General features: G+C 35.2%; 10 protein-coding genes. 9 read left to right on the top strand and 1 reads right to left on the bottom strand.

Features of this window, described 5'->3' with window-relative positions:
* The first annotated feature begins 3 nt into the window (after positions 1–3).
* From rpoC to tuf, 6 genes are all read left to right on the top strand, one after another.
* A complete protein-coding gene (gene rpoC, locus Q4528_RS11610; RefSeq protein WP_176745280.1) occupies positions 4–3,600 on the top strand; it encodes a DNA-directed RNA polymerase subunit beta' in 3,597 nt (1,198 codons plus the stop codon).
* A 145-nt stretch (positions 3,601–3,745) separates the two neighbouring features.
* The gene (locus tag Q4528_RS11605) at positions 3,746–4,006 is read left to right on the top strand and encodes a ribosomal L7Ae/L30e/S12e/Gadd45 family protein (protein ID WP_017637538.1); all 261 of its coding nucleotides are present in this window, start codon (positions 3,746–3,748) and stop codon (positions 4,004–4,006) included.
* A gap of 89 nt (positions 4,007–4,095) precedes the next feature.
* Entirely contained in the window at positions 4,096–4,509 is a 414-nt protein-coding gene (gene rpsL, locus Q4528_RS11600) for a 30S ribosomal protein S12 (protein WP_002451222.1), read from the top strand.
* 71 nt (positions 4,510–4,580) lie between these two features.
* The gene (gene rpsG / locus Q4528_RS11595; protein WP_303521678.1) at positions 4,581–5,051 is read left to right on the top strand and encodes a 30S ribosomal protein S7; all 471 of its coding nucleotides are present in this window, start codon (positions 4,581–4,583) and stop codon (positions 5,049–5,051) included.
* Between the two features lie 119 nt (positions 5,052–5,170).
* Positions 5,171–7,252: an elongation factor G gene (gene fusA / locus Q4528_RS11590; RefSeq protein WP_029056350.1), complete on the top strand. Its 2,082-nt coding sequence runs from the start codon at positions 5,171–5,173 to the stop codon at positions 7,250–7,252.
* Between the two features lie 231 nt (positions 7,253–7,483).
* Positions 7,484–8,668 (top strand): elongation factor Tu, encoded by a 1,185-nt coding sequence (tuf, locus tag Q4528_RS11585; protein WP_017637541.1) that lies wholly within the window; start codon positions 7,484–7,486, stop codon positions 8,666–8,668.
* A 252-nt stretch (positions 8,669–8,920) separates the two neighbouring features.
* Here tuf and Q4528_RS11580 read toward each other — a convergent pair whose 3' ends face one another.
* Positions 8,921–10,087: a M20 family metallopeptidase gene (locus Q4528_RS11580; protein ID WP_046466375.1), complete on the bottom strand. Its 1,167-nt coding sequence runs from the start codon at positions 10,085–10,087 to the stop codon at positions 8,921–8,923.
* A 171-nt stretch (positions 10,088–10,258) separates the two neighbouring features.
* Here Q4528_RS11580 and Q4528_RS11575 point away from each other — a divergent pair, with 171 nt between their 5' ends.
* From Q4528_RS11575 to Q4528_RS11565, 3 genes are all read left to right on the top strand, one after another.
* Positions 10,259–11,446, top strand: coding sequence for a glycine C-acetyltransferase (locus Q4528_RS11575; RefSeq protein WP_046466376.1), 1,188 nt, complete (start codon positions 10,259–10,261; stop codon positions 11,444–11,446).
* Between the two features lie 66 nt (positions 11,447–11,512).
* Positions 11,513–12,031, top strand: coding sequence for a GNAT family N-acetyltransferase (locus Q4528_RS11570; RefSeq protein ID WP_046466377.1), 519 nt, complete (start codon positions 11,513–11,515; stop codon positions 12,029–12,031).
* A 259-nt stretch (positions 12,032–12,290) separates the two neighbouring features.
* The gene (locus Q4528_RS11565; protein WP_046466378.1) at positions 12,291–13,238 is read left to right on the top strand and encodes an ornithine cyclodeaminase family protein; all 948 of its coding nucleotides are present in this window, start codon (positions 12,291–12,293) and stop codon (positions 13,236–13,238) included.
* Positions 13,239–13,289 lie beyond the last annotated feature (51 nt).

Raw genomic sequence — 13,289 nt, 5'->3', positions numbered from 1 at the left:
TATATGAAAATAGGATTAGCTTCACCTGAAAAGATTCGTTCATGGTCTTATGGTGAGGTTAAAAAGCCTGAAACAATTAACTATCGTACGTTAAAACCTGAAAAAGATGGTCTTTTCTGTGAAAGAATATTTGGACCTACAAAAGACTGGGAGTGTAGTTGTGGTAAGTACAAACGTGTACGCTACAAAGGCATGGTATGTGATAGATGTGGTGTTGAAGTAACGAAGTCAAAAGTACGTCGTGAAAGAATGGGACACATTGAATTAGCAGCACCAGTTTCACATATTTGGTACTTCAAAGGTATCCCTAGCCGTATGGGTCTATTATTAGATATGTCTCCAAGAGCATTAGAAGAAGTTATTTACTTTGCTTCTTATGTTGTTGTTGACCCAGGTCCAACTGGTTTAGAAAAGAAAACATTATTATCAGAAGCAGAATTTAGAGATTATTATGATAAATATCCAGGTCAATTTGTTGCCAAAATGGGTGCTGAAGGTATCAGAGACTTATTATCAGAAATTGACTTAGATGAAGAACTTAAAACTTTACGTGATGAATTAGAATCTGCAACAGGACAAAGACTTACTCGTGCTATCAAACGTTTAGAGGTAGTTGAATCATTCCGTAATTCAGGTAACAATCCAGCTTGGATGATTTTAGATGTACTTCCAATCATCCCACCAGAAATCCGTCCAATGGTTCAATTAGACGGTGGACGTTTTGCAACAAGTGACTTAAACGATTTATATAGACGTGTTATTAACCGTAACAATCGTTTGAAACGCTTATTAGATCTTGGTGCACCTGGAATCATAGTTCAAAATGAAAAACGTATGTTACAAGAAGCTGTTGATGCTTTAATTGATAATGGTCGTCGTGGCCGTCCTGTTACAGGTCCTGGTAACCGTCCATTAAAATCACTATCACATATGTTAAAAGGTAAACAAGGTCGTTTCCGTCAAAACTTATTAGGTAAACGTGTTGACTATTCAGGTCGTTCCGTTATCGCAGTAGGTCCAAGTCTGAAAATGTATCAATGTGGCTTACCTAAAGAAATGGCACTTGAACTATTTAAACCTTTCGTAATGAAAGAATTAGTTCAACGTGAAATTGCAACAAACATTAAAAATGCGAAGAGTAAAATCGAACGCATGGACGATGAAGTATGGGATGTTTTAGAAGAAGTTATCGTAGAACATCCAGTATTACTAAACCGTGCACCTACACTTCATAGATTAGGTATCCAAGCATTCGAACCAACTTTAGTTGAAGGTCGTGCAATCCGTTTACACCCTCTTGTTACTACAGCATATAACGCTGACTTTGATGGTGACCAAATGGCTGTTCACGTTCCATTATCTAAAGAGGCTCAAGCCGAAGCACGTATGTTAATGTTAGCTGCGCAAAACATCTTGAACCCTAAAGATGGTAAACCAGTTGTTACACCATCACAGGATATGGTATTAGGTAACTATTACCTAACATTAGAACGTAAAGATGCTGTTAACACTGGGGCAATCTTTAATGATACTAACGAAGTGTTAAAAGCATATGCTAATGGCTATGTTCATTTACACACTAGAATTGGTGTACATGCAAGTTCATTCAATAATCCAACATTTACAGATGAGCAAAACAATAAAATTTTAGCTACTTCTGTAGGTAAAATTATCTTTAATGAAATCATTCCTGATTCATTTGCTTATATCAATGAACCAACTCAAGCTAACCTTGAAGGTAAAACACCTGATAAATACTTTGTTGACCCAACAGAGTTAGGTGAAGGTGGATTAAAAGAATTCTTTGAAACTAAAGAATTAACTGAACCATTCAATAAAAAATTCTTAGGTAATATCATTGCTGAAGTATTCAATAGATTTAGTATCACTGATACATCTATGATGCTTGACCGCATGAAAGACCTAGGATTTAAATTCTCATCAAAAGCAGGTATCACTGTTGGTGTATCTGATATCGTGGTATTACCAGATAAAAAAGATATTTTAGATGAGCATGAAAAATTAGTTGATCGTGTAACTAAACAATTCAATCGTGGTTTAATCACTGAAGAAGAACGTTACAATGCTGTCGTTGAAATTTGGACAGATGCTAAGGACCAAATTCAAGGTGAATTAATGCAATCACTTGAAAAAACAAACCCAATCTTCATGATGAGTGACTCTGGTGCCCGTGGTAACGCATCTAACTTTACACAGTTAGCAGGTATGCGTGGATTGATGGCTGCACCATCAGGTAAGATCATCGAACTACCAATCACATCATCATTCCGTGAAGGTTTAACAGTGTTAGAGTACTTCATTTCTACTCATGGTGCGCGTAAAGGTCTTGCCGATACAGCACTTAAAACTGCCGATTCAGGTTATCTTACTCGTCGTCTTGTTGACGTTGCACAAGATGTTATTGTTCGTGAAGAAGATTGTGGTACTGACAGAGGTTTACTTGTTTCAGATATTAGAGAAGGTACAGAAATGATTGAACCATTCATTGAACGTATTGAAGGACGTTACTCAAAAGAAACTATCCGTCATCCTGAAACTGATGAAGTGATTATCCGTCCAGATGAGTTAATCACTGCTGAAATTGCTAAGAAAATTACTGACGCTGGCATTGAACAAATGTACATCCGTTCAGCATTCACTTGTAATACACGTCATGGTGTATGTGAAAAATGTTATGGTAAAAACCTTGCAACAGGTGAAAAAGTTGAAGTGGGTGAAGCAGTTGGTACAATTGCTGCACAATCAATCGGTGAACCAGGTACACAGCTTACAATGCGTACATTCCATACAGGTGGGGTAGCCGGAAGCGATATTACTCAAGGTCTTCCACGTATTCAAGAAATATTTGAAGCACGTAACCCTAAAGGTCAAGCTGTAATCACTGAAATTGAAGGTGTAGTAGAAGATATTAAATTAGCAAAAGACCGTCAACAAGAAATTGTTGTTAAAGGTGAAAATGAAACTAGATCTTATCTAGCTTCAGGAACTTCTAGACTTAAAGTTGAAGTAGGACAATCAGTTGAACGTGGTGAAGTATTAACAGAAGGTTCAATTGAACCTAAAAACTTCTTATCAGTTGCTGGTTTAAATGCTACTGAAAGCTATTTATTAAAAGAAGTTCAAAAAGTTTACCGTATGCAAGGTGTTGAAATTGATGATAAACACGTTGAGGTAATGGTAAGACAAATGTTACGTAAAGTTCGTATCATTGAAGCAGGAGATACTAAGTTATTACCTGGTTCATTAGTTGATATCCACAACTTTACAGATGCTAACAGAGAAGCATTTAAAGAACGTAAACGCCCAGCAACTGCAAAACCAGTATTGCTAGGTATTACAAAAGCTTCTCTTGAAACAGAAAGCTTCTTATCTGCAGCATCATTCCAAGAAACAACTCGTGTACTTACTGATGCAGCTATTAAAGGTAAACGCGATGATTTACTTGGTCTTAAAGAAAATGTAATTATCGGTAAACTTATCCCAGCTGGTACTGGTATGAGACGTTATAGCGATGTTCAATTCGATAAAAACGTAGCTCCAGTTGCTAGTACAGAAGAAGAGGTAGACGTTACCGAATAGTTATTTAATCAAGAGACTAAACGAAAATTTTAGTCTCTTGATTCTTATTTATTTCATAAATGCATGAATAAATATTGACTATTGTAGTCATGTAATGTTACTATATTAAAGGTTGATGCAAGCAGAACTTTGGAGGATATTATAAATGTCTAATGAAAAAGTTGCACGCTTTAACAAACAACAATATGTAGTTGGTCTGAAGGAGACGCTTAAAGCGTTGAATAAAGATCAAGTTACATCATTGATTATTGCTCAAGACGTTGAGGTTCATCTTATGACTCGCGTGTTAAGCCAAATCAATCAAAAAAACATACCATATACACTTTTCTCATCTAAGAAGGATTTAGGAGAATATGTAGGTATTAATGTTAATGCAACAATCGTTGCTATATTGAATGAGAATTAGTAAGTTTTTACTTACTAAATTTTATTTAACCTTAAAATGAACCACCTGGATGTGTGGGATTAAAAAATGAAGAGAGGAGGACATATTCAATGCCAACTATTAACCAATTAGTACGTAAACCAAGACAAAGCAAATCAAAAAAATCTGATTCACCAGCTTTAAACAGAGGTTTTAACAGTAAGAAGAAACAATTCACTGAATTGAATTCTCCACAAAAACGTGGCGTTTGTACTCGTGTGGGTACTATGACACCTAAAAAACCTAACTCAGCGTTACGTAAATATGCACGTGTGCGTTTATCAAATAACATTGAAATCAACGCATACATTCCTGGTATCGGACACAACTTACAAGAACACAGTGTAGTACTTGTACGTGGTGGACGTGTAAAAGACTTACCTGGTGTGCGTTACCATATTGTACGTGGTGCACTTGATACTTCAGGTGTAGACGGACGTAGACAAGGTCGTTCATTATACGGAACTAAAAAACCTAAAAATTAATTTTTAAGATTACGTAAATTTTAAAAATAATGAAACACAATATACTATAATAGGAAGGGAGGATTTACATTATGCCTCGTAAAGGATCAGTACCTAAAAGAGACGTATTACCAGATCCAATTCATAACTCAAAATTAGTTACAAAATTAATTAACAAAATTATGTTAGACGGTAAACGTGGAACAGCTCAAAGAATTCTTTATTCAGCATTCGACCTAGCTGAAGAACGTAGTGGTCGTCAAGCTATTGAAGTATTCGAAGAAGCAATCGAAAACATTATGCCAGTATTAGAAGTTAAAGCTCGTCGTGTGGGTGGTTCAAACTACCAAGTACCTGTTGAGGTACGCCCAGAACGTCGTTCTACTTTAGGATTACGTTGGTTAGTTAACTATGCGCGTCTTCGTGGTGAAAAAACTATGGAAGAACGTTTAGCTAACGAAATCTTAGATGCAGCAAATAATACAGGTGGTGCAGTTAAGAAACGTGAGGACACTCACAAAATGGCTGAAGCTAACAAAGCATTTGCTCACTACCGTTGGTAAGATTGAAGCTTTTACCCTGAGTGTGTTCCAAACGATTGGTTTACCAATAATGGCTCATGCTTAGGGCATCGCCATATCTAAAGTACTTATTCAGTAATAACTGGAAGGAGAAAAAATACATGGCAAGAGAATTTTCTTTGAAAAATACTCGTAATATCGGTATCATGGCTCACATTGATGCTGGTAAAACTACTACGACAGAACGTATTCTTTATTACACAGGTCGTATCCACAAAATTGGTGAAACTCACGAAGGTGCTTCACAAATGGACTGGATGGAACAAGAACAAGATCGTGGTATTACTATCACATCTGCTGCAACAACTGCAGCTTGGGAAGGCCACCGTGTAAATATTATCGATACACCAGGACACGTAGACTTCACAGTTGAAGTTGAACGTTCTTTACGTGTACTTGACGGTGCGGTTACAGTACTTGATGCTCAATCAGGTGTTGAACCTCAAACTGAAACAGTTTGGCGTCAGGCTACAACATACGGCGTACCTCGTATCGTGTTTATTAACAAAATGGATAAATTAGGAGCAAACTTTGATTATTCTGTAAGCACATTACATGACCGCTTACAAGCTAATGCTGCACCTATCCAATTACCTATTGGTGCTGAAGATGAATTTGAAGCAATCATTGACTTAGTTGAAATGAAATGTTTCAAATACACTAACGACCTAGGTACAGAAATCGATGAAATTGAAATTCCAGATGATCACAAAGAAAGAGCTGAAGAAGCTCGTTCAACATTAATTGAAGCAGTAGCTGAAACTAATGATGAATTAATGGAAAAATATCTTGGTGACGAAGAAATTTCAGTTGAAGAATTAAAAAATGCAATCCGTCAAGCTACAACTGATGTAGAATTCTACCCAGTTCTTTGCGGTACTGCATTCAAAAACAAAGGTGTTCAATTAATGCTTAACGCTGTAATTGATTACCTACCATCTCCTTTAGATGTAAAACCAATCGTTGGTCACCGTGCTAACAATCCTGAAGAAGAAGTAATTGCTAAACCAGACGATTCAGCTGAATTCGCTGCATTAGCATTTAAAGTTATGACTGACCCTTATGTTGGTAAATTAACTTTCTTCCGTGTTTACTCAGGTACTATGAGCTCAGGTTCATATATTAAAAACTCATCTAAAGACAAACGTGAACGTGTAGGTCGTTTATTACAAATGCACGCTAACTCACGTCAAGAGATTGACACTGTTTACTCAGGCGATATCGCTGCTGCGGTAGGTCTTAAAGAAACAGGTACTGGTGATACTTTATGTGGAGAGAAAAACGACATTATCTTGGAATCAATGGAATTCCCAGAACCAGTTATCCACTTATCAGTTGAACCAAAATCTAAAGCTGACCAAGATAAAATGACTCAAGCTTTAGTTAAATTACAAGAGGAAGACCCAACTTTCCATGCACATACTGACGAAGAAACTGGACAAGTTATCATCGGTGGTATGGGTGAGTTACACTTAGATATCTTAGTTGACCGTATGAAGAAAGAATTTAACGTTGAATGTAATGTTGGTGCGCCAATGGTTTCATATCGTGAAACATTCAAGCAATCAGCACAAGTTCAAGGTAAATTCTCTCGTCAATCAGGTGGTCGTGGTCAATATGGTGATGTTCATATTGAATTCACACCTAATGAAACTGGTGGCGGTTTCGAATTCGAAAATGCTATCGTTGGTGGTGTAGTTCCTCGTGAATACATTCCATCAGTAGAAGCTGGTCTTAAAGATGCTATGGAAAATGGTGTTCTTGCTGGTTATCCATTAATTGATGTTAAAGCTAAATTATATGATGGTTCATACCATGATGTCGATTCATCTGAAATGGCCTTCAAAATTGCTGCATCATTAGCACTTAAAGAAGCTGCTAAAAAATGTGATCCAGTTATCTTAGAACCAATGATGAAAGTAACTATCGAAATGCCTGAAGAATACATGGGCGATATCATGGGTGACGTAACATCTCGTCGTGGACGTGTTGATGGTATGGAACCTCGTGGTAATGCACAAGTTGTAAATGCTTATGTACCACTTTCAGAAATGTTCGGTTACGCAACTTCATTACGTTCTAACACTCAAGGTCGCGGTACTTACACTATGTACTTTGACCACTATGCAGAAGTTCCAAAATCAATTTCTGAAGAAATCATTAAGAAAAATAAAGGTGAATAATATAACTTGTTTTTACTAGCTATGCTAGGTTAAAATACAGGTTGAGCTTAGTTATAGGCTAATCACTTTTATGAATTGATTTTTATGGGTAAATGCATTATAAAGGAAGTATGAATTGAGTAATACTTCTTTTAGACTCAACTTAATCAATCATCTTCTCATGATGGTGAGAAACTATCATGAGAGATAAATTTGAAAATAACTTTTATTAAGAATAGGAGAGATTTAATAATGGCAAAAGAAAAATTTGATCGCTCAAAAGAACATGCCAATATTGGTACTATCGGTCACGTTGACCATGGTAAAACTACTTTAACAGCTGCAATCGCAACTGTATTAGCTAAAAACGGTGACACTGTTGCACAATCATATGACATGATTGACAACGCACCAGAAGAAAAAGAACGTGGTATTACAATCAATACTGCACACATCGAATATCAAACTGACAAACGTCACTACGCTCACGTTGACTGCCCAGGACACGCTGACTATGTTAAAAACATGATCACTGGTGCTGCTCAAATGGACGGCGGTATCTTAGTTGTATCTGCAGCTGACGGTCCAATGCCACAAACTCGTGAACACATTCTATTATCTCGTAACGTTGGTGTACCAGCTTTAGTTGTATTCTTAAACAAAGTTGATATGGTAGACGACGAAGAATTATTAGAATTAGTAGAAATGGAAGTTCGTGACTTATTAACTGAATATGACTTCCCAGGTGACGACGTACCTGTAATCGCTGGTTCTGCATTAAAAGCATTAGAAGGCGACGAAAAATACGAAGAAAAAATCTTAGAATTAATGCAAGCAGTTGATGACTACATTCCAACTCCAGAACGTGATTCTGACAAACCATTCATGATGCCAGTTGAGGACGTATTCTCAATCACTGGTCGTGGTACTGTTGCTACAGGCCGTGTTGAACGTGGTCAAATCAAAGTTGGTGAAGAAGTTGAAATCATCGGTTTACATGACACTTCTAAAACAACTGTTACTGGTGTAGAAATGTTCCGTAAATTATTAGACTACGCTGAAGCTGGTGACAACATCGGTGCATTATTACGTGGTGTTGCTCGTGAAGACGTACAACGTGGACAAGTATTAGCTGCTCCAGGTTCAATCACACCTCATACAAAATTCAAAGCGGAAGTTTACGTTTTATCTAAAGATGAAGGTGGACGTCATACTCCATTCTTCAGTAACTACCGCCCACAATTCTATTTCCGTACTACTGACGTAACTGGTGTAGTTAACTTACCAGAAGGTACTGAAATGGTTATGCCTGGTGACAACGTTGAAATGACAGTTGAATTAATCGCTCCAATCGCGATTGAAGACGGTACTCGTTTCTCAATCCGTGAAGGTGGACGTACTGTAGGATCAGGCGTTGTAACTGAAATCCACGAATAATTTATTATTCGATATAATTAAAGGCCCCGTTTAGGGGTCTTTTTTTATTTATAAAATATGTACTTTGAATTTTGCCTATATACCTCGTATTCAGCTAATTACGAATTATACATACTCCATAATTAAGTTCAATATTACATATGAAATGTGTTAGCTTTTATATACAAAAACACCTCTAAATGAATGATTATTAATCATTTAGAGATGTTTGTAAGTTCATAATTATTTCAGGATAGATATCGGTTTATATTTTTAAAAAACTTTTTCAATTTCTAATATTTTTAAGAATTCACTTGCTGCATATTTGAATGCTGATTCATCTATATCAAAGTAGGGATTATGATGTGGTGCTGTGATCTGTTTATCTTTATTGCCACAACCTGTTAAGAAGAAAGCCCCAGGTCTCACTTTTAAATAATGTGAAAAATCTTCCCCAATCATCATTAAATCAGATTCATTAAAGCGTAAATGCATATCGTTAGCTGCTTGTTTAACAACTTCATAGGCTTGATCATGATTATGAAGAGGTAAATACCCTTTAATATAGTTAAAATCATATGTGATATCATTTGCTAATGCCAATCCCTGTAGTAATTTATCCATTTTTTGTTTAACATGACTTTGAATTTGTGTATCAAATGTACGCACTGTCCCTTTACAAAATGCACTATCTGGTATAACACTATCTGATGAACCAGCCTGTACCATACCAAATGTTAAAACAGCTTGTTTTACAGGATCTATAGTGCGTGAGATGATTTTTTGAGCACTTAAAATAAACTCAGCCATAATAACAATAGGATCAATAGTTTCTTGTGGTTTAGCGCCGTGGCCGCCTTTACCTTGAATTGTAATACTAAATTCATCTGGTGAAGCCATAATTGGACCTGGTCGTGAATATATGGTTCCTGTTGGATAGCCACTCCAAAGATGCGTACCGTAAATTTTATCTACGTCTTTTAAACAACCATCATTAATCATTTCTTGAGAACCACCAGGCATAATTTCCTCACCATATTGAAAGATAAAAACGACATTACCTTTAAGTAGGTGACGATGCTCATTTACTATTTCAGCAACACCTAATAGTATGGCTGTATGACCATCATGTCCACACGCATGCATACAACCATCGTTTTTAGATTTATAAGACACATCATTTAGTTCTTGAACTGGTAATGCATCAAAATCAGCACGAAATGCGATAGTCGGTCCATTTTCTTTTCCTTTAAAAGTTGCTTTAATTCCGTTTCTACCTACTGGAGTTTGAATGTCACATGACAATTGGCTAAGTTGATTAACTATATAGTCATGTGTTTGCTTCTCTTCAAAAGAAAGTTCAGGATATTGATGTAAATAACGTCGCAGTTGAATCATTCTTTTTTCTTTTTTACTAGCCAATTGAAACCAATCAAACAAAACGATCACTTCTTCCGTATTATTATGATAATTAGTATATCACTATCTAATGTTACAAAATAGTTGAAAATGAATATTTATTTTTTAAAATTACCACGAGTGATAGGGCTTTCATGAAAGGCTAAATTGATGTATTATAAAGACAAATAGAGAAACAAGGGGGATATCGTTGTGGTTCAATCACTACATGATTTTTTAGATGAAAACATTAATTATTTGAAAGAAAATGGTTTATACAATGAAATAGATTCAATTGAAGGTGCTAATGGTCCAGAAATTAAAATTGAAGGTAAAACTTATGTCAATTTAAGTTCAAATAACTATTTAGGATTAGCAACAAATGAAGATTTAAAAGAAGCTGCTAAAGCTGCGATTGATACACATGGTGTTGGTGCTGGTGCTGTACGTTCTATTAACGGTACGTTAGATTTACATGATGAATTAGAAGAAACATTAGCTAAATTTAAAGGTACAGAAGCTGCAATTGCATACCAATCTGGATTTAATTGCAATATGGCTGCGATTTCAGCTGTAATGAATAAAAATGACGCTATTCTGTCTGATGAATTGAACCACGCTTCAATTATTGATGGTTGTCGTTTATCTAAAGCGAAAATTATTCGTGTGAATCATTCAGATATGGATGATTTAAGAGCAAAAGCTAAAGAAGCTGTAGAATCAGGTCAGTATAATAAAGTAATGTATATCACTGATGGTGTGTTTAGTATGGATGGCGATGTTGCTAAACTGCCTGAAATTGTTAAAATAGCTGAAGAATTTGGTTTATTAACTTATGTAGATGATGCACATGGCTCTGGTGTAATGGGTAAAGGTGCTGGTACGGTTAAACACTTTGGCTTACAAGATAAAATTGATTTCCAAATTGGTACATTATCTAAAGCAATTGGTGTTGTTGGAGGTTATGTTGCAGGAACTAAAGAATTAATTGACTGGTTAAAAGCACAATCTCGTCCATTCTTATTCTCTACATCATTAGCGCCTGGAAATACAAAAGCTATTACAGAAGCAGTTAAAAAATTAATGGCTTCAACTGAATTGCATGATCAATTATGGGAAAATGCTCAATATCTTAAAGATGGTTTAGCAAAACTAGGATTTGATACAGGTGAATCAGAAACACCAATTACACCAGTTATTATTGGTGATGAAAAAGATACGCAAGCATTCAGTAAACGATTAAAAGAAGAAGGTATATATGTTAAGTCAATCGTATTCCCTACAGTGCCAAAAGGTACGGGTAGAGTAAGAAATATGCCTACAGCAGCACATACTAAAGAAATGTTGGATAAAGCTTTAGCTGCTTACGAAAAAGTAGGAAAAGAACTTAACATTATTTAATATAAGAATAATAAATAAAGCACTCATTAACTGTGAGTGCTTTTTTAATATCTTGAGGTGAACATTATGGATGTTGTAGATGAATTACGCCAACTTGATTATAAAGATGAACAATTATTCCTACAATATATTAATGAGTGGTACGAACATAATGAGAAGATTGTACCTGGTAATACAGATTTAAAGAAGTATACTAGTTTCAAAGACATGGTGGATTATATTAATCAACCTAAACCTAGGGAAGATTGGGTTGAAACCAGTACATTTTTTTATTTTAAAAATGGAAAAATTGTAGGAGCAGTTAATATTAGATATCAACTTAACGAACAATTAACTCGTATTGGCGGTCATGTAGGGTATGGTGTAGCAAAATCACAACGTGGTAAAGGCTATGCGACTGTTATGTTAGGAAAAGCGATAGATATTTTAAAACCGTTTCAAATAAAAAATGTGCTAATGACGTGTAATCCTAAAAATTTTGCATCACAAAAAGTTATAAAATCATATGGAGGATACGAAATAGAACCATATATCAAAAAGAATGGATTACCAGTTAAAAGATATCATATACCTATTAATAACTAAAAAAAGCCAAAAAAAAATCATTCTCCAGTGTAGGAGAATGAATGTCGTCAAAAGTTAAATTAAATAGTTTTGTTTAGTTAAACAAAATCGCAGAGATGGTTAAGACACAATAATGTCCAACTGTCTCTTTATTTATGTTCTTAAGAATAGCATGAATACAGTTTGAGAACAATATAAACTTTAATTTGCCAACATTTTTTTATAAAATATCGGGTATTAGGTATATAAATGAATAATTAAATTTTATGGAGGAAAAGGAATGCTATATTTAAATGAAAAAGATCAACAACAATTATTAAATATGCGTGAAGTAATAGATGAAGTAGGAGAATCCTTGAAAGCTTTTTCAGAAGGTAAGACTGAAACACCATTACGATATTCAATTCCTTTTAATGATGAAAATAGATATTTAGTTATGCCTGCGTTATCTGATGCCTTAAAAATTGTGGGATTAAAAACAGTTACATTTGCACCTAAAAATCCTGAAAAAGGTAAATCAACTATCAGTGGATCAGTAATTTTGAGTGATTATGAGACAGGTGAAACGTTATCAGTCCTAGATGGAGGCTATTTAACTAAAATTAGAACAGGTGCAATTTCTGGTGTAGCAACAAAATATTTAGCTAGGGAAGATGCACGTACTTTATGTGTAATTGGTGCAGGAGAACAAGCAGAAGGATTAATTGAAGCTGTTTTAGCTGTTAGAGATATTGATACTATTCATTTTGCAAGTAGAACGACGGAAAAAGCTGAGCGTTTAGCAAAACAGTCACAAACAACATATGATGTTAACGTAAAAGTATTTGAAAATGCTGATGAAGCAATAGAAGGTGCAGATATTGTTGTGACAGCTACTAATTCTTCACATCCTGTGTTTAGTCGAACTTTAGAAGCGGGTGTACATCTCAATGCGGTAGGTTCTTTTAAACCAGATATGCAAGAATTACCTTCTGAATCAATGAAAGTAGCAGATAAAATTATTGTTGAATCTACAGAAGCTGCAATGGAAGAAACAGGAGATTTAAAAATTCCTGAACAAGAAGGCATATTATCTCAAGAATCACTTTATGCAGAACTTGGTGACATTGTTGCTGGGAATAAACAAGGACGTATGAATGATAACGAAATCACTTTATTTAAATCAGTGGGCTTAGCAATTGTAGACATTGTAGTTGCCAATTATTTTTATAAAAAAGCTCAACAATAAAAATAAAGTGAGGTGGAAAATGTACTATTTCTACCTCACTTCTTTATTTTT

Origin of the sequence: Staphylococcus pasteuri, assembly GCF_030547725.1 — a bacterium.
GTDB lineage: Bacteria > Bacillota > Bacilli > Staphylococcales > Staphylococcaceae > Staphylococcus > Staphylococcus pasteuri.
This window is presented reverse-complemented; position numbering and strand designations above follow the sequence as displayed.